This window comes from Streptomyces geranii, assembly GCF_002954775.1.
Lineage (GTDB): Bacteria > Actinomycetota > Actinomycetes > Streptomycetales > Streptomycetaceae > Streptomyces > Streptomyces geranii.
Map to the genome: position 1 here is coordinate 27,210 of NZ_PJME01000029.1, position 17,241 is coordinate 44,450.

The window sequence follows — 17,241 nt, forward strand, 5'->3', positions numbered from 1 at the left end:
GTGTCTCGTGCGTCGTCGGTTCACGGGTTCGGTGAGGGTGTGATGTCCAGCTCGGTGGCGACCACGACGTTGGGCGAACGGGTCCACTTGTAGTGCGAGTTCCAGCTCGTATCGACGGCGTCGACGAAGAAGCACCGCTCCTCGCCGTCCGGTTCGGTGGTGTAGGCGAACGACGTGGTGTCGGGGCCCAGCCACTCGAACTCGGAGGCGTAGCAGACCTGTTCCTCCTCGTCGCGCAGGAGTTCGCCGACGTAGACGACGTACCGGTGGAGGTCGGGGGCGGGGTTCGCGTCCCAGGCCAGCTGGAAGCCGTACTCGGTCGGGGTGGCCGTCAGGCCGGTGACGGCGGGCGGCGGGGTGAGGTCCTCGCGCTCGCCGGAGGTGGCCGTGGAACGGGCGGACTCGTTGCCCGCCGGGTCGAGACTCGTCACCCGGTAGTAGTAGGTGACGCGGTCGGCCGCGGAGGCGTCCAGATAGAGGAGTTTGTCCGTGCTGCCCACCCGGGTGTACGTGCCGTTCTCGCTCGCCGCGCGGTAGACGCGGTAGGACGCCGCTCCCGGCACCCCGTTCCAGTCGAGTCGTAGCCCCTCGTAGGTGGAGGCGGCGATCAGGCCCTTGGGCGCGGCCAGGGGGGTCCTGTCGACCGTCGCCACGGTCAGATCGGCGGTACCCGCGGATTCGTTGCCGGCCTTGTCGTGGGCGCGGACCTCGTAGGCGTACGTGTCACCGGTGTTGGGGACCGTCGAGTCCGTGTACGTGGTGGCGGTGGTCGTCGCGAGGGGCGTGCCCGGGAACGAACTCCCGTTCAGGCGGCGGTAGACGCGGTAGCCCGCGAGGTCCAGCTCCTTGTTCTTCGCCCAGGTCAGCTTCGCCTTGCCCGTCGCCTTGTCGTACGTCACCGAGGGCGCCGTCGGGACGAGCGGCTTGACCTTGTCGACGGTCGCCGAAGTCCTGGGCGTATAGGCGAAGTTGACGTTCGCGTTGCCTGTCCAGGACGCGTAGTCGACGCGGAGGGTGTGCTTGCCGGACGGGATCGTGAGGTTGACGGTCTTCTTCGCCGTCGACGTCACGTTCTTCCAGATGTCGACCTTGACCTTGCCGTCGACGTAGACGCGTATCCCGTCCTGGACGGCGACGGTGAGGGCGAAGGGCCCACCGGAGCCGAAGTCGCGGGCCACGGTCCACCGCACGCCGAAGTTGTCCTTCGGAAGACCGGCGGCGGGGGCCTTCGCACCCCAGTTCTCGGCGACGGCGGCGTCGCAGTCCGTCCGCTTCGGCGTACCGGAGAAGCCGGTGTTCGCGAAGAACTGCCGCTGGTAGACGGGCGAGACGCACGTCGTCGCGGCGGAGGCGGCCGGGGTGGCGGTGCCGAGCAGGGCGCCGGTGGTGGCGAGCACGAGGGCGGTGGCGGTGGTGGCCGTGGCTGTCGTGCGTCTGGCTGGGTTCAATGCGGTCCTTCGGGTCCTGATCGTCAACGGCGAGAAAAGGGCCGTTGACGATCAGGACTCGCAAGGATGTGGATTGGTTGTACAAGTCTTGTGATTAATTTTGATTTCTGAGGTGTCAGCCCACCTTGAACCGGATCGTGGCCGACGCCCCCGTCCGGCCCCCGTAGTAGTCCACCGTCCGCACCTCGAAGGTGTACGTCCCCGATGCGGGCGGCGTCCACGTCACCGTCGGGTCCGGCGTCCGCGTGTAGCCCGTGTCGCCGCTGAACCGGTACTCGTACCCCCAGACCAGCCGGTCCGTCGCCGGGGTCAGTGTCACCTTCAGCGCGGTGCCCGAACCGCCGTGCGCCGCACAGTCGTTGGCGGTGCAGGGCGTGTACGGGGCGGACAGCGCGATCGTCGGCGGCAGCGGCGCGGTCGGCGTCGCCGGGGTCCCCCGGTCCACCGTGACCACGCCCGTGGGCGCCGACTCGTTGCCGTACTGGTCGTTCACCGTCACGTAGTACGAGGCGGGTCCTGCCGGGGCCGAGGTGTCGTCGAACGCGAGCGAGGTGTAGTCGTCCTCGCTGATCCTGGTCCAGGCGTCGGACGTACCGATCCGGCGGTAGATCCGGTAGCCGTAGCGGCTGTTGTCGGCCGAGTAGTCCCAGGTCAGCCGGGTGTCGCTGTCACGCAGCGTGCCCGTCAGACCGGTGGGCGCCGCCGACTCGCCGGGCGCGGGCCGGGTCGCCGTGACCGTCTCCGACACCGGCGAGATGTTCCCGTACGCGTCGATCGCCTGGACGCGGTACGCGACCGCCGCGCCCACCTCCGCCGCCATGTCGTTGTACGAGGTCCCCGTCACCAGGTCCGGGCCGTCGGGGTCGGAGGACTGGCCGGTCGGGACCGCCCACACCTCGTAGACCTCGACATCGGCCGAAGAGGCCTGCCAGCGGACCGCGTTGCCCGCCGTGGTGCCCTTCGCCGTCAGGCCCGTGACCTGGTCGGGCGCGGTGGTGTCCGGTTCGCCGGGGTCGACGGTCGCGGACGGCACGGACTCGTTGTCGTACTTGTCGACGGCCGTGACGCGGTAGTACGCGCGCTGCTTGATGTTCGCCGTGACGTCCGTGTAGTAGGTGTCGCCGACCGCCCACACGATCCGGGTGTACGGACCCTGCGGCGCGCTCGCGCGATAGACGCTGTACGAGAACGCGTCGCCGACCGCGTTCCAGTCGAGCCGCAGAGTGGAGGCGCCCACGGTCACCTTGACGCCGGTGACCTGAGCGGGCGGCGTCTTGTCGGCGGTGGTGACGGTGACGTCGGCACTGCCCGCCGACTGGTTTCCGGCCTTGTCGTGGGCGCGGACCTCGTAGGCGTACGTGTCACCGGTGTTGGGGATCGCCGAGTCGGTGTAGGTGGTGGCGGTGGTCGTGGCGAGGGGGGTGCCCGGGAACGAACTCCCGTTCAGGCGGCGGTAGATGCGGTACCCGGCGAGGTCCAGCTCCTGGTTCTTCGCCCAAGTCAGCTTGGCCCGCCCGGTGTTCTTGTCGTACGTCACCGAGGGGGCCGTCGGGACGAGTGGCTTGACCTTGTCGACGCTCGCCGAAGTGCGGGGTGTGTAGGCGAAGTTGACGTTGGCGGAGCCCGTCCAGTTGGCGTAGTCGACGCGGAGGGTGTGCTTGCCGGAGGGGATGGTGAGGTTGACGGTCTTCTTCTGGGTGGTGGTGACGTTCTTCCAGAGGTTGACCTTGGCCTTGCCGTCGAGGTAGACGCGTATGCCGTCCTGGGCGGCGACGGTGAGGGCGAAGGGCCCGCCGGAGCCGAAGTCGCGGGTCACTGTCCACCGCACCCCGAAGTTGTCCTTCGGGAGACCGGTGGCGGGGGCCTTGGCGCCCCAGTTCTCGGCGACGGCGGCATCGCAGTCCGTCTTCTTCGGCGTACCGGAGAAGGCGGTGTTGCCGAAGAACTGCCGCTTGTAGGTGGGGGAGGCGCACGTCACAGTGGCGGCCGAGGCGGGGGTGGCGGCGACCGAGCTGAGCAGTCCACCGGCGGTGGCGAGTACGACGGCGGTCGCCGTGGCGGTCGTACGTCTGGCTGAGATCATGCGGTCCTTCGCATCCGGAGAGGGGCGGAGAGGGGCAGAGGGAGGCGGGGAGGGGCGGAGAGGGCGGAGAAGGGGTCGAGAGGGGCGGAATCGGGCCGCCGATGATCAAGACCCGTGACGCGCGCGCTTGGTTGTACGGGATACTGGTGAAGGATGAGTGACGGCTGTCTGTGCGGGAGTTCTCGACTTCTCCACGTGATCAGCGGAGCGTGATGTTTTGATCTCATTAAGTGATTCCGCTTGACGTCCGGGTGTTCGTCCACGTTGGCTTTCAGCCACATGGGTCGCACTGATGCGGCCCCGTCCGGAAACGCCTGAAGTGAGCACCGAATGCCCAGAACGTCCCGATCGCGCCGCATATCCGTAGCCGTGGCAGCCTCCACGGCGATGGTCTCCCTCGCGGCGGGCTGCGGGGTGCTCGAGTCCGGCGGCGGGGCGACCGAGGCGACGCCGGCCAAGGGCAACGACATCACGGTCGGGCTGCTGCTTCCGGAGACGGAGAACACGCGCTACGACAAGTTCGACTACCCGATCATCAAGAACAAGGTGCGGTCGCTCACCAACGGCCAGGGCCGGGTCGAGTACGCCAACGCGGGGGCCGACGCGGCCAAGCAGGCCAGGCAGCTGCAGCAGATGATCGACGACAAGGTCGACGTCCTCCTCCTCGACGCGGTGGACGCGCACGCCATCGCGAGCGGGGTCAAGAAGGCCAAGGAGGCGGGGATTCCCGTCATCGCGTACGACAGGCTGGCCGAGGGCCCCATCGACGCGTACATCTCCTTCGACAACGAGCTGGTCGGCGAGGTGCAGGGACGTTCCCTCCTGGAGGCGCTCGGCGGTGACGTCGACACCGCCGCGAAGATCGTCATGATGAACGGCTCGGTGACCGACCCGAACGCGGCCCAGTTCAAGGAGGGTGCGCTCTCCGAGCTGAAGGGCAAGGTGACGATCGCGCAGTCCTTCGACACGAAGGACTGGAAGCCGGAGAACGCCAAGTCGAACATGACGAAGGCCATCGCGGCCATCGGCAAGGACAACATCGCCGGTGTCTACTCCGCCAACGACGGCATGGCGGGCGGCATCATCGAGGCCCTGGAGGCGGCGGGCGTCACCAAGCTGCCCCCGATCACCGGCCAGGACGCCGAACTGGCGGCCGTGCAGCGGATCATCTCCGGCGAGCAGTACATGAGCGTCTACAAGTCGTACCCCCAGGAGGCGGAGACGGCGGCGGAGATGGCGGTCTCCCGCATCCAGGGCCGCGACATCCAGTTCGACGCCCTGACCCGCGACAAGGTGGACAGCCCCACCAACGAGGACATCCCGGCCCAGTTGGTGAGCGTGGTCGCGCTGACGACGGCGAACATCAAGAGCACGGTGATCGAGGACGGCATCTACAAGGTGTCGGACATCTGCACGACGAAGTACGAGGCTCAGTGCGAGGCGCTGGGCCTCAAGTAGGCGGGACGGGGCTCGCCTGAGCGGGCGGGCGTGGTCTCTGACTGCTTGCGTCGGCGGGCGGACCGGCTGCCTGCGCGTGGTGGGGGACCTGGGTCGGTTGCTCGGGTAGGGGCGACCTGCTCCGGCGTCCTTTTCTGGCCGCCGGGGCAGGTCGCCTCCTCCTTGGGAGAGACCGAGGCCCTCTCGGGGACTCCGGCCCGCTCGCCCCGGCGCTTCCGCCCGCTCCGGCGGACCCGCGTGCCTCAGCGTGCCGCGTCCGCCCGCGCCGGAGTATCGCCCTGCTCGCCCTGGCGTACCTGCCCGCCTACCCCGGCGGACCGGTGCTCCGAGGGTGCCGGTTCCGCTCGCCCCCGGAGTACGCACCCGCCCCCCGGAACCCCCTGATGGCGGAGCCCCCCTTTCAAGCCACCCTCGTAAACTCCACAGTCACCTCCGGCGGCCCCCCGGCCACCCCCCGGTACACCCCCTTGTGCGGTGTCACGTCGTCGTAGTCGCGTCCCCGGCCCACCACCACGTGGGACTCGTCCGCGCGGGTTCGGTTCGTCGGGTCGTAGCCGCACCAGTCGCCTGCCCAGTACTCCACCCAGGCGTGGGACTGGCCCGCCACCGGGCGGTGCAGTTCCGCCTCCCGCTCCGGGTGCAGGTAGCCGGAGACGTAGCGGGTCGGCAGGCCCAGGCCCCGCAGCAAGGCGATCGTCACGTGGGCTATGTCCTGGCAGACGCCCGCCCCCTGCTCCCACGCCTCCGCCGCCGACGTGTTCACGCCGGTGGCGCCCGGCAGGTACGCCACCCGGTCGGCGACCAGCGACGACACCGCGCTCGCCGTCCCGTGCGGGTCGAGGCCCGCCGCCACCTCCCTCGCCCGGTCCAGCAACTCGGCCGGGATCGTCGTACGGGCCGTCGTGGCCGTGTACTCCAGCAGGCGGGACGTGGCCGTGCGTTCGGTCAGTTCCAGCCATGGTGGCGCCTCCGGCAGCGGGCCCGGCGGCTGTGTCTCGACCAGGCTCGACGCCGTGATCGTCAGGTGGGCGTGCGGGTCCATCAGGTCGAAGCCGGTGACCTGGGTGCCCCAGTAGTCCCAGTACGACCAGGTGGGCGTCGTCGGGTTCACGGTGACCCGCGCGTCCAGCGTCGTCTGGCCGGGCAGCGTCAGCGGGGTCATCCTGACCTCGTTGTGCGAGGACGCGGCGGGCTGGGCGTACGCCACGCTCGTCACGTGCCTGATGCGGAGGCGGCGAATTCCCTTGGTGTTCATGGTGGTTGTGTCGATTGTCGTCATGACTGGTACCTCACGCCCCTTCCCGGGCCCACTCGATCGGTCCCTGGTACGGGAAGAACTTCTCCGCCACCGCCTCCGCCGAGGCCATGCACGCCGTCTGCAAGTCCCTCAGGAGAGAAGGGAGTTGGTCTTCCATCGCCTGTGAGTCCAGGTACTCCAACCTGGTCCGCAGGCGTCCTATCGGGCGGCGGGCCGGGTCCTGGCGCGGGCGGCCCAGCGCCGCGAGGCACTCCTCCGCCGTCGTCAGGGCGTGCAGTGCCGAGCGCGGGAAGTCCCGGTCCAGCAGCAGGAATTCGGCCACTCTCGGGGTGTCGCCGAAACCGCCGTACACCCTCGCGTACGCCTCGTCCGCGCCGGACGCGCTCAGCAGCGTCGGCCAGTCCGGCGCGTGGGCCGCGTCCAACACCCGTACCGACAGCAGCCGTACCGTCATGTCCACCCGCTCCAGGCTCCGCCCCAGCACGACGAACCGCCAGCTGTCGTCCCGGCTCATCGTGGAGTCCGCCAGGCCGAAGAAGAGGGCCGCCCGGCGCCGAACCAGCTCCAAGTAGGCGTACGGGCCCGTGCGTCGGGCCGCGAGGCGCTGGTCGGCGAGGGCGTGCCAGGTGGAGTTGAGGCACTCCCACATCTCCGACGACACCGCCTCGCGGGCGCTGCGGGCGTTCAGCCGCGCCGCACCCAGCGCACCCTCGATCGAGCACGTCGAACGCGCGTCGAAGGCCAGCTGGTCCAACACCTGCTGCATGTCCACGGGTTGGGCACCCGCGTCCACGCCCAGGATGGCGTACAGCGACCGGCACGCCACGTCCTCGTCGCGCCAGGGGTCTTCGAGCAGGCGGTGCAGATAGGCGTCCAGGATGCGGCCCGTGGCATCGGCCCGCTCCACGTAACGGCCCGTCCAGGTCAGGGCCTCGGCTATCCGGGAGAGGATCACGTCGTTCACTGCTGCTGCGCCCCTTCCTGTACGAGCTTGAGGTTGCCGTCGGGGCCGTGCTGGCGCGGGGCGACCTCGGGCGGTGCGCCGGCCGGTCGTACGGGGGCCGGGGTCTCGGCGGGCCCCTCCGCGAGCACCCAGGTGTCCTTCGAGCCGCCGCCCTGGCTGGAGTTGACGATCAGGTTGCCCTCCTGGAGGGCGACCCGGGTCAGCCCGCCCGGCAGGACCCAGACGTCGTTGCCGTCGTTCACCGCGAAGGGGCGCAGGTCGATGTGGCGCGGCGCCATCCGCTCACCGGCGAGGGTGGGGGAGGTGGACAGCGCCACCGGGCGCTGCGCGATCCAGCCCCGGGGATCGGCCGCCACGGCCGCCCGGCACTGCTCCAGGGTCTCCCGGTCCGCCTTGGGCCCGATGACGATGCCCTGGCCGCCGGCGCCGTCGACGGGCTTGATGACCAGCTGGTCGATCTGGTCGAGCACCGCCTCCAACTGCCCCGGCTCGTCCGGACGGAAGGATTCCACGTTCGGAAGAATCGGTTCCTCGGAGAGGTAGTACCGGATCAGATCGGGTACGTACGTGTACAGGAGCTTGTCGTCGGCGATGCCGTTCCCGACCGCGTTCGCGAGCGTGACCGTGCCCGCCTGGGCGGCGCTCAGGATGCCGGGGCAGCCGATCACCGAGTCGGGCCGGAAGTGGAGCGGGTCGAGGAAGTCGTCGTCCAGCCGTCGGTATACGACATGGACGGGTACCTCACCGCGCGTGGTCCGCATCCACACCCGGTTCTTGCGGCACACCAGATCGTGCCCCTCGACCAGCTGCACGCCCATCAGCCGGGCCAGCAGGGCGTGTTCGAAGTAGGCGGCGTTGCTCGGCCCGGGGGTCAGGACGACCACCCGCGGATCGGCGGTCCCGTCGGGCGCGGCGGCGCGCAGGGCGGCCAGCAGGCGTCCCGCGTAGCCGTCGACGGGTACGACGTGCTGCTCGGCGAAGAGCGAGGGGAAGATCCGGGTCATCGCCCGCCGGTTCTCGATGACGTACGACACCCCGGACGGCACCCGGACGTTGTCCTCAAGCACCCTGAAGTCCCCGGCCTCGTCCCGGACGAGGTCGATGCCGGCGACGTGGATGCGTACGCCGCCCGGTGGCTCGATGCCGTGGGCGGCCCGATGGAAATGAGCCGAACTCAGCAGCAGCCGCCAGGGCACGACACCGTCCTCGAAGGCCCGGCAGTGGCCGTAGGCGTCCGCGAGGTAGGCCTCCAGGGCCCGCACCCGCTGGGCCACCCCGCGCTGGATCAGATCCCACTCCAGCGCGTCCAGGATTCGCGGCACGAGGTCCAGTGGCCAGGGCCGTTCCTCGCCCGCGAAGGCGTAGGTCACCCCGCGGTCGGTGAACGCCCGGGCCATCTGGTCGGCGCGGAACCGCAGTTCGGTCGGCTCGATGGGCTGGAGCGCCGCCAGTACCGGCTCATAGGCGGCCCTGACCTCACCCGGCCGCACAAACATCTCGTCCCACGCGTCGGCCAACGCGTACGCGTCAAATATGTCCGCCATGACCTGACGGTAGGGGCGGGACGTAACGGGACGATCTCCGAGTGGTTTCCGGCAGCTTGCGCGAAAGCCGTGGCACGCGCTTTCCCGGCGGTCGCATGGTGCGGGACGGTACGGGGCATGCTGTTGGCCCCGGCCGGATGGGGGCATCCCGCCGGGGCCGCTTCAGGCGTTCCCCCGTGCGCCCCGAGGCGCCCCCGTGTACGCCTGTGGAAGCGCCTTCCACAATGCCCTCTTCGGCAACGCCCCACCACCATCAGCTTGTTGCAGGGACAAGGGCGGAGGAGGGGCGAAAGTCGGACATTGGGGGGAGATCGGAGGCGCGCGGCCTGTCAAGCCGTGTTGCGGACCACGTCCGGGCCGCGCATAGTTGCGCTGCAAACAGGGCTGGACACAGGGGTGGGATGGGCGATGGCCGGGCACGGGACGGACGAGCATCCACACGGTGCTGACCGACTGTGCGGGGCCGGGGATCGCGTGTACTCCGGGGCCGTACGGCGGGGCCGTGTGCGGCGTCGCGACGCCGAGGCGGTGCCCTGCCTGCTCGAACTCGGCCTGCTGCACCCCGATCCCGACGACATGGCCTGGCTGGTGCCGACCTCTCCGCAGGAGGTCATGACCCGGCTGCTGCGCGGTGTGTACGACGAGGTCAGCGTGAGCCAGCGGCGCGTGGGCTCGGCCGTCGCGGCCTTCGAGTGGTACGCCGCCCTGGGCGAGGAGAGCCCCTTCCCGGGCGCCGGGTCCGCGGCCGGCGGCCCCGGCACGGGCGGCGGCGAGGGCACCGCCCTGCGCGTCCTGGACGGCCTCTCCCGCATCCAGACCGCGATGGACGAGGCGACCCAGGCCTGTACGACGGAGGTGCTGACCGTCCAGCCCGGCGGCATCCGGCGCGAGTACGAACTCTCCGAGGGCCTGCACCGGGCGCTGGAGCTGCGAGCCCGGGGCGTACGGATGCGCGGCCTGTACAACCACGTGGCCCGGCACGGCCAGGGCCTGCTCAACTACCTCGACCTGGTCGGCGACGCGGCCGAGGCCCGCACCCTCGACGAGGTGATCGAACGCCTGATCCTCTTCGACCGCACGGTCGCCTTCATCCCCGCGAACGCGGACCGGACGATCGCCCTGGAGATCCGCCACCCGGCCCTGGTGGGCTACCTGGGCACGGTCTTCGACCGCATGTGGCGCCTGGCGATCCCGCTCACGGCCCAGCTCCCCGACACCGGCATCGAGGGCATCTCGCACCGCGAACGCTCGATCGCCGCACTCCTCGCCGAAGGCCACCAGGACGCGGTGGTCGCGGAACGCCTGGGCATCAGCGTACGAACCTGCCGCGCCCACATCGCCCGCCTCGCGGAGACCCTGGGCGCGGCGAGCAGGACCCAGCTGGGCGTACGGATCGCCCAGGCGGGCCTGGACGGCCCCCGGGGCCCGGCGGAGCAGCCAGGCCCCCCGGTCACCCTCCCGGCCCCGCAGCCGCCCCGGGAGCCTGTCCCGACCCCGCCTCCGGCGCCCGCTCAGGCTCCAGAATCCCCGACTGTCCGATGAGATAGCCGAGTTGAGCCCGGCTCTCGCTGCCGAGGGTGGCGGCGAGCTTGGCGATGTGGACCCGGGCGGTACGGATGTTCAGGCCGAGGCGGGTCGCGATGACGGCGTCGGTGTGGCCCTCGACCAGGAGAGTCGCGATGGCTCGCTGGCGGGGGGTGACGCCGTTGAGGGTGGGGGGCTGGACCGCCTCGGGGTACATGGGGGTGGCCAGGCGCCACAGACGGTCGAAGGTGGTGGCGAAGTAGTGCACCAGGACCGGGTGCCGGACCTCCAGGGCGAGGGAACGGTCCTGGCTGGCCGGGATGAAGGCGACGGCCCGGTCGATGACGATGAGCCGGTCGGTGATCTCGTCCAGCGTGCGGGCCTCGGTGTCGCCCCTGAGCTGTTCGTAGCGGGCCCGGACGGCGGGGGAGTGGCGGACCGTGTGCTGGTAGAGGGTGCGGATACGGGCGCCCCGGTCGAGGAGGGCCTGGTCGCGGTCCAGGGTGGTCAGTGTCTTGGTGAGGAGGCCCGCGTGGGGCTGGACGGCCAGGAGTTCACCGGCGGCGTCGGCCATCGTCCGGGAGATGGCCTCGTTGATCCGGTCGAAGCCACTGAGGAGCCTGATCATGGGCGAGTCGGCCACCGTGTCCGGCGCGTCGGCGTCCAGCAGCGGTACGAACGCCTCGGCCAGCAGTGCCTCCCGCCGGCGCAGCCCGGCGACGGCCTCCGCGCTGTCGCGCAGCAGCAGGGGCAGGGCCACCGCCGGGGCCAGCGGGCGCAGCTGGTGCGGGGCCTCCAGGTCGGGCCGGAGCAGCCCGGTGTCGAGCAGACAGGGCACGGTGGCGGCCGTGTCCGCCGGCACCTCGCCCTCGCGCAGGGCGCGGACGTACAGGCCCATGCCCGCCTCGCACAGCTCACCGGAGGCGTGCGGGTGCCCTGCCGCGCTCAACGGTCCTGGTCCAGGAGCCCCGACTGAGCGATGAGATAGCCCAGCTGAGCGCGGCTGCCGCTGCCGAGGGCGGTGGCCAGCTTGGCGATGTGGGCGCGGCAGGTACGGACGTTCATCCCGAGGCGCCGGGCGATGGCCTCGTCGACGTGGCCTTCGATCAGGAGCTTGGCGATGGAGTGCTGGATGTCGGTGATGCCGTCCGGGTCGGTGTCGTACGGGGTGCCCGCCCGCAGGGGTACGGCGCGGCCCCACATGAACTCGAAGACCTTGACCAGGTAGCGGACGAGGCCGGGGTGGCGAAGTTCCAGGGCGACCTGGCGGTCGTCGCTGACGGGGATGAAGGCCACGGTCTCGTCGCAGATGATGAGGCGCTCGACGATTTCGTCGATGGTGCGGTACTCGGCCTTGCTGTCCGCGAACCGGTCCACGTAGGCCAGCCGCTCGGGGCTGTAGCGGGCCGTGTGCTGGTAGAGGGTCCGGATCCGCACTCCGCGTTCGCTCAGCGGTCGGTCGCGGTCCAGCGCCTCCACGAGCCGGTTCTCGGCGCTGCGGTGGCTGATCGGCTGGACTGTGAGCATCTCGGCCTGACACTGGGCGGTCGCCAGGTCGAGTGCCGAATTGATGCGGTCGAGGCCTTCCAACACCGTGATCGAGTGCGTCGGGGAGGTTTCCTGAGCGCTCAGGGCCATGAACGGTTCGAAGAGCTCGGAGAGCGCGATCGACTGCCGCCGCTGCTCGGTGATCTCGCGTTCCAGCGGGTTGAGCCGCTGGGCGAGCGCGATCGATGGTGGAACCGGACGCAACCAGTTGGCGTCGTCGGGGTCGGGGTGCAGGAGGGCGAACTCCAGCAGGCAGGGCGCGGACGCGATGTCCGCGCGCGAGATGCGTCCCGTACGCAGGGCGTTTGCGTAAAGGCGGGTTCCCTCGCCACACAGTTCGGTCACCGCGTGAGGATGTGCCACTTTGGTCCCATTTGATGTCAAATCTTCACCCCCCAGGGTCCTGAACATGCAGGAACATGATGCACCGATCGTGTGGCCATGACGTGCCTGAATGAGCCATGGTCTTATCAGACGGGGGAAGAAGGGGACCTTCAAGTGAGGACGAAGCCGACTATGCGTAACAGAATGCTTCGCTCGGTGCTTGTCGCCGCCTTCTCCGCCGTTGTGGCCTTCGGAGCAGTGGCTGGCCTCTCCGGTGTGAGCAGTGACGCGCACAAGGCGGACGGCATCCAGTATGTGGCCGACGATGCCCTGAGCGACGCGTTGGTCACTCCTGCGGACAGTAAGTGGGACTGATCGCGATGACCACCCCACCCGACGATCGCTCGTTCCGTCGCGAAATGGCCACGGCCTACCGCTCCGGCTGGCACTTCATCGACCTGGTCACCGCCATCCCCCACAGCGGCGACTCGCTGATGGTGACCGTGTTCGGAGAGCCGGTTGTCGTGACGCGGGACGACGACGAGGACGTACGGGCGTACCGGTGTCTGCGGCGGCCTCGGGGGGCGCCGCAGCCCGTGCGGTGTGCCATCCGGTACGGAATGATCTTTGTGAACCTGGACCAGCGCGACCACCGGCTGGACCACCCTGACATCCCGGAGATCCCCGATTTCCAGGACGTGCAGACCATCTCAGCCACCCCCCGCAGTGCCTGACGCGATTCCCCCGTCGCAGTAGATCGCTCAGGTACTTCCCCCCGCAGCGGCGTCACCGTGACCTGAACACGGTGACGCCGCTGCTATTTCCGGTGAAATTTCAGCGTTTACCGTGATCCCTCCGGGCGCCGCGTCCCCCTCGCGCCCCTCCCGCACCCCACGCCTGCTTGGCTGAAAACCGCCCCTCCCGCACCTGCTCCCCGCCGCCCGTCCGTGATTCAGGACGGGCGGTTTTTCCGTCTGTCCGGTCCCCGTCCGCACCTTGAGTGGAATAGACTCAACTTTGTGTACGTTGGCTGTGTCAGTCAGGGAGTGGAGAGGAGACAGCGACCGTGGACGCCGAGCTGACCAACAGGAGCCGGGACGCGATCAACGCGGCCACCAGCAAAGCCGTGGCCGGAGGGCACGCGGATCTCACGCCCGCGCATCTGCTGCTGGCGCTGCTCAGCGGGCAGGACAACGAGAACATCACCGACCTGCTGGCCGCCGTCGAGGCCGACCAGGTCGCCGTGCGGGCGGGAGCCGAGCGCGTACTCGCCTCGCTGCCCAGCGTGACCGGCTCGACTGTCGCTCCCCCACAGCCCAACCGGGAACTTCTTTCGGTCATCGCCGATGCGGCCGAACGGGCGAAGGAGCTGGGTGACGAGTACCTCTCCACCGAGCACCTCCTCGTCGGCATCGCCGCGAAGGGCGGCCCCGCCGGGGACGTACTCTCCCAGCAGGGCGCCGGCGCGAAGAAGCTGCTGGACGCGTTCCAGAAGAGCAGGGGAGGGCGTCGCGTGACCACAGCCGACCCCGAGGGCCAGTACAAGGCCCTGGAGAAGTTCGGTACGGATTTCACGGCCGCCGCGCGGGACGGCAAGCTCGACCCGGTCATCGGCCGCGACCAGGAGATCCGCCGGGTCGTGCAGGTGCTGTCCCGGCGTACGAAGAACAATCCCGTCCTCATCGGTGAGCCGGGCGTCGGCAAGACGGCCGTCGTCGAAGGGCTCGCCCAGCGGATCGTCAAGGGCGATGTGCCCGAGTCCCTGAAGAACAAGCGGCTCGTCTCCCTCGACCTCGGTGCGATGGTCGCGGGCGCGAAGTACCGGGGTGAGTTCGAGGAGCGGCTCAAGACCGTCCTCGCGGAGATCAAGGACTCCGACGGCCAGATCATCACCTTCATCGACGAACTCCACACGGTCGTCGGCGCGGGCGCGGGCGGCGACTCCTCCATGGACGCCGGCAACATGCTGAAGCCGATGCTGGCGCGCGGCGAACTGCGCATGGTCGGCGCGACGACCCTCGACGAGTACCGGGAGCGGATCGAGAAGGACCCGGCGCTGGAGCGCCGCTTCCAGCAGGTTCTCGTCGCGGAGCCGAGTGTCGAGGACACGATCGCCATCCTGCGCGGGCTCAAGGGGCGTTACGAGGCCCATCACAAGGTCGTCATCGCCGACAGTGCGCTGGTCGCCGCCGCCACCCTCTCCGACCGGTACATCACCTCCCGTTTCCTCCCCGACAAGGCGATCGACCTCGTCGACGAGGCGGCGTCGAGGCTCCGGATGGAGATCGACAGCTCTCCGCTCGAGATCGACGAACTCCAGCGCGCCGTGGACCGGTTGAAGATGGAGGAGCTGGCGCTGGAGAAGGAGACCGACCCCGCCTCGCGCGAGCGGCTGGAGCGGCTGCGCCGTGATCTCGCCGACAAGGAGGAGGAGTTGCGCGGGCTGACCGCCCGTTGGGAGAAGGAGAAGCAGTCCCTCAACCGGGTCGGCGAGCTGAAGGAGAAGCTCGACGAACTGCGCGGCCAGGCCGAACGGGCCCAGCGCGACGGCGACTTCGACACCGCCTCCAAGCTCCTCTACGGCGAGATCCCCACCCTGGAACGGGACTTGGAGGAAGCCTCGGAGGAAGAGGAGGAGGCCTCCCGGGACACCATGGTCAAGGAGGAGGTCGGCCCCGACGACATCGCGGACGTCGTCGGCGCGTGGACCGGTATCCCGGCCGGCCGTCTCCTGGAGGGCGAGACCCAGAAACTCCTGCGCATGGAGGAGGAGTTGGGCCGCCGTCTCATCGGCCAGAGCGAGGCCGTACAGGCGGTCTCCGACGCCGTACGGAGGACGAGGGCCGGCATCGCGGACCCGGACCGGCCGACGGGTTCGTTCCTGTTCCTGGGGCCCACGGGCGTCGGCAAGACGGAGTTGGCCAAGGCCCTCGCCGACTTCCTCTTCGACGACGAGCGGGCGATGGTCCGCATCGACATGTCGGAGTACGGCGAGAAGCACAGCGTGGCGCGACTGGTCGGCGCGCCGCCCGGCTACGTCGGCTACGAGGAGGGCGGCCAGCTGACGGAGGCGGTGCGCAGGCGCCCGTACAGCGTGGTGCTGCTCGACGAGGTCGAGAAGGCCCACCCGGAGGTCTTCGACGTCCTCCTCCAGGTGCTGGACGACGGCCGTCTCACGGACGGCCAGGGCCGGACCGTCGACTTCCGCAACGCCATCCTCATCCTCACCTCGAACCTGGGCAGCCAGTTCCTGGTCGAGCCGCTGACGTCGGAGGAGGAGAAGAAGCAGCAGGTGCTGGAGGTGGTGAGGGCGTCCTTCAAGCCGGAGTTCCTGAACCGGCTGGACGACCTGGTGGTCTTCTCGGCGCTCAACAGGGCGGAGCTGGAGCGCATCGCCGCCCTGCAGATCGGCCGCCTGGCCAAGCGCCTGGCCGAGCGCCGCCTCACCCTGGACATCACCCCGGCCGCCCTGGCCTGGCTGGCGGACGAGGGCAACGACCCCGCGTACGGCGCCCGGCCACTGCGTCGCCTGATCCAGACGGCGATCGGCGACCGGCTCGCCAAGGAGATCCTGGCGGGCGAGGTCAAGGACGGCGACACGGTCCGGGTGGACGCGTTCGGGGACGGGCTGATCGTCGGGCCGGCTACCGGGGAAACGGGACCCGGGGCGAGCGGAAAGACGCTCTGAGCTGAATTACGCCAACCATCGGTTAACCGTCGGGGGCGGGGGTTGCCACGCCCCGCCCCGCATGGGAGAGGATGGCGGAATCCGTACGAAGGGAAATTCACGGTGACCATCGACCCGTCCTCGATTCCGAACTTCGGGGGCCAGCCCGAGCCGCAGCCGCAAGGACCGGCGGGCCCCGTCGTCCCGGATCAGGACCTTGTGAAGCAGCTCCTCGAACAGATGGAGCTGAAGTACGTCGTCGACGACGAGGGTGACCTCGCGGCGCCGTGGGAGCAGTTCCGTACGTACTTCATGTTCCGTGGAGAGGGCGACCAGCAGGTCTTCTCGGTGCGGACGTTCTACGACCGCCCCCACCAGATCGAGGCGAAGCCCGCGCTGCTCGAGGCGATCGACGACTGGAACCGCCGGACCCTGTGGCCCAAGGTCTACAGCCACACGCACGACGACGGCACCGTCCGCCTGATCGGCGAGGCGCAGATGCTCATCGGTACGGGCGTCAGCCTGGAGCACTTCGTGTCGTCGACGGTGAGCTGGGTGCGGGCCGCGATCGAGTTCGACAAGTGGCTTGTCGAGCAGCTCGGTCTGGAGGAGGAGATCGACGAGGCGGAGAAGCCCGAGGACGACGAAGAGTAGTCCTGCCGCTACGCCTGTACGCAGAGGAGCCCGGCCGGGAGGCCGGGCTCTCGCCGTTTACGGCCGCTGCCGGGACTGGATCCGGAGCGTCCGGGCGCCCTGTCGCCCGAGTCAGAGGCTGAAGTCCAGGACCCGCACCGGCTGTTCCTTCCAGCTGTGTCGACGATCGCGATGCCGGGCGGGGCCGCGAGATGCTCCGCAGTGCCTGGCCGGGCCCGGTCGGCCTCGACCAGGGCACAGACGGTGGCGTACAGGAACCAACCCGACTCGGCATGGGCGCGATGGATCAGCCGGGAGACCAGGGCGTTGCCTCGTCCAGCGGCCACCATCGCGCTCTCGTCGAGGAGCACATGTACGTCAGGGGTCACGTGACACCCGCCTCGGTCATACGACGGTCGAGCTCGGCGTCCAACTCGGCCTGCTCGTGCTCGTCGGGGTCGTGGCCGTTCCACTCCCGCAGCACTGCCCGTGCCGTCGCAGCCCGCTCGACCCGCTCCGCCGGGGTGACCGGACCCCGGTCGCCGTCCGTCCTACGGGCCACCGGGTCCTTGTCCGCGAGGGTCCGGCGGGCCGCTGACCTCCCCAAAGAACCGGGGGAAAGAACTACCCACCCACCCACCCTCCCCGGCTGGCAGGCCCGCGTCACTCGTACGAGTGACCGGCTTGCGGGCGCGGGATGCAGGCGGTTACGTTCGCCGAAACAACCGCAGACAGATACGGCCCCCGGCCGGGACTGCAATCCCGAACGAGGGCCTGACCAACCAGGAAG

At 69.7% G+C, this 17,241-nt stretch carries 15 protein-coding genes; 6 read left to right on the forward strand and 9 right to left on the reverse strand.

Annotated elements, in window-relative coordinates:
* Positions 1-20 precede the first annotated feature (20 nt).
* Together CW359_RS28330 and CW359_RS28335 are read right to left on the reverse strand one after the other, a co-directional pair.
* Positions 21-1,448 (reverse strand): PA14 domain-containing protein, encoded by a 1,428-nt coding sequence (locus CW359_RS28330; protein ID WP_105973003.1) that lies wholly within the window; start codon positions 1,446-1,448, stop codon positions 21-23.
* A 115-nt stretch (positions 1,449-1,563) separates the two neighbouring features.
* Positions 1,564-3,531, reverse strand: coding sequence for a PA14 domain-containing protein (locus CW359_RS28335; RefSeq protein ID WP_105973004.1), 1,968 nt, complete (start codon positions 3,529-3,531; stop codon positions 1,564-1,566).
* Between the two features lie 330 nt (positions 3,532-3,861).
* On the opposite strand from CW359_RS28335, the gene CW359_RS28340 reads away from it, so the two are divergent.
* Positions 3,862-4,989, forward strand: a complete 1,128-nt coding sequence (locus tag CW359_RS28340) for a sugar ABC transporter substrate-binding protein (RefSeq protein ID WP_105973005.1) — start codon at positions 3,862-3,864, stop codon at positions 4,987-4,989.
* Between the two features lie 400 nt (positions 4,990-5,389).
* Here the strand turns inward: CW359_RS28340 and CW359_RS28345 are convergent, their stop codons facing one another.
* The 3 genes from CW359_RS28345 to CW359_RS28355 are packed head-to-tail and all read right to left on the reverse strand — an operon-like array spanning position 5,390 to position 8,755.
* A complete protein-coding gene (locus tag CW359_RS28345; RefSeq protein WP_232838642.1) occupies positions 5,390-6,268 on the reverse strand; it encodes a transglutaminase family protein in 879 nt (292 codons plus the stop codon).
* A gap of 10 nt (positions 6,269-6,278) precedes the next feature.
* A complete protein-coding gene (locus CW359_RS28350) occupies positions 6,279-7,211 on the reverse strand; it encodes an alpha-E domain-containing protein (RefSeq protein WP_105973006.1) in 933 nt (310 codons plus the stop codon).
* Positions 7,208-8,755, reverse strand: a complete 1,548-nt coding sequence (locus CW359_RS28355) for a circularly permuted type 2 ATP-grasp protein (RefSeq protein WP_105973007.1) — start codon at positions 8,753-8,755, stop codon at positions 7,208-7,210. Before CW359_RS28355 ends, CW359_RS28350 begins: the two co-directional genes overlap by 4 nt.
* Before the next feature lie 408 nt (positions 8,756-9,163).
* Between CW359_RS28355 and CW359_RS28360 the strand changes: the two genes are divergently transcribed.
* Positions 9,164-10,297, forward strand: coding sequence for a helix-turn-helix transcriptional regulator (locus CW359_RS28360; protein ID WP_105973008.1), 1,134 nt, complete (start codon positions 9,164-9,166; stop codon positions 10,295-10,297).
* On the opposite strand, the gene CW359_RS28365 is transcribed toward CW359_RS28360, so the two are convergent.
* Together CW359_RS28365 and CW359_RS28370 are read right to left on the reverse strand one after the other, a co-directional pair.
* A complete protein-coding gene (locus CW359_RS28365) occupies positions 10,206-11,228 on the reverse strand; it encodes a helix-turn-helix domain-containing protein (protein WP_232838643.1) in 1,023 nt (340 codons plus the stop codon). The genes CW359_RS28360 and CW359_RS28365 overlap by 92 nt on opposite strands.
* Positions 11,225-12,238: a helix-turn-helix transcriptional regulator gene (locus CW359_RS28370; RefSeq protein ID WP_232838644.1), complete on the reverse strand. Its 1,014-nt coding sequence runs from the start codon at positions 12,236-12,238 to the stop codon at positions 11,225-11,227. The genes CW359_RS28365 and CW359_RS28370 overlap by 4 nt, the downstream gene beginning before the upstream one ends.
* 87 nt (positions 12,239-12,325) lie before the next feature.
* Here CW359_RS28370 and CW359_RS28375 point away from each other — a divergent pair, with 87 nt between their 5' ends.
* From CW359_RS28375 to CW359_RS28390, 4 genes are all read left to right on the forward strand, one after another.
* On the forward strand, positions 12,326-12,526 hold the full coding sequence (locus tag CW359_RS28375; RefSeq protein WP_157968650.1) for a hypothetical protein: 201 nt from the start codon (positions 12,326-12,328) through the stop codon (positions 12,524-12,526).
* A gap of 5 nt (positions 12,527-12,531) precedes the next feature.
* Positions 12,532-12,885 (forward strand): Rieske (2Fe-2S) protein, encoded by a 354-nt coding sequence (locus CW359_RS28380; RefSeq protein WP_105973087.1) that lies wholly within the window; start codon positions 12,532-12,534, stop codon positions 12,883-12,885.
* A 332-nt stretch (positions 12,886-13,217) separates the two neighbouring features.
* Positions 13,218-15,839: an ATP-dependent chaperone ClpB gene (clpB, locus tag CW359_RS28385; RefSeq protein WP_105973012.1), complete on the forward strand. Its 2,622-nt coding sequence runs from the start codon at positions 13,218-13,220 to the stop codon at positions 15,837-15,839.
* Between the two features lie 102 nt (positions 15,840-15,941).
* Positions 15,942-16,472: a YbjN domain-containing protein gene (locus CW359_RS28390; RefSeq protein WP_105973013.1), complete on the forward strand. Its 531-nt coding sequence runs from the start codon at positions 15,942-15,944 to the stop codon at positions 16,470-16,472.
* 8 nt (positions 16,473-16,480) lie between these two features.
* Here the strand turns inward: CW359_RS28390 and CW359_RS46730 are convergent, their stop codons facing one another.
* Together CW359_RS46730 and CW359_RS45460 are read right to left on the reverse strand one after the other, a co-directional pair.
* Positions 16,481-16,801 (reverse strand): hypothetical protein, encoded by a 321-nt coding sequence (locus CW359_RS46730; RefSeq protein ID WP_408647529.1) that lies wholly within the window; start codon positions 16,799-16,801, stop codon positions 16,481-16,483.
* A 35-nt stretch (positions 16,802-16,836) separates the two neighbouring features.
* Entirely contained in the window at positions 16,837-17,013 is a 177-nt protein-coding gene (locus CW359_RS45460; protein ID WP_157968652.1) for a hypothetical protein, read from the reverse strand.
* Positions 17,014-17,241 lie beyond the last annotated feature (228 nt).

Bases quoted from the DNA above. Each gene is read 5' to 3' on its own strand.
- CW359_RS28335 (WP_105973004.1), bottom strand. From the start codon at position 3,531: ATGATCTCAGCCAGACGTACGACCGCCACGGCGACCGCCGTCGTACTC.
- CW359_RS28340 (WP_105973005.1), top strand. From the start codon at position 3,862: ATGCCCAGAACGTCCCGATCGCGCCGCATATCCGTAGCCGTGGCAGCC.
- CW359_RS28345 (WP_232838642.1), bottom strand. From the start codon at position 6,268: ATGACGACAATCGACACAACCACCATGAACACCAAGGGAATTCGCCGC.
- CW359_RS28355 (WP_105973007.1), bottom strand. From the start codon at position 8,755: ATGGCGGACATATTTGACGCGTACGCGTTGGCCGACGCGTGGGACGAG.
- CW359_RS28360 (WP_105973008.1), top strand. From the start codon at position 9,164: ATGGCCGGGCACGGGACGGACGAGCATCCACACGGTGCTGACCGACTG.
- CW359_RS28370 (WP_232838644.1), bottom strand. From the start codon at position 12,238: ATGTTCAGGACCCTGGGGGGTGAAGATTTGACATCAAATGGGACCAAA.
- CW359_RS28380 (WP_105973087.1), top strand. From the start codon at position 12,532: ATGACCACCCCACCCGACGATCGCTCGTTCCGTCGCGAAATGGCCACG.
- CW359_RS46730 (WP_408647529.1), bottom strand. From the start codon at position 16,801: ATGGTGGCCGCTGGACGAGGCAACGCCCTGGTCTCCCGGCTGATCCAT.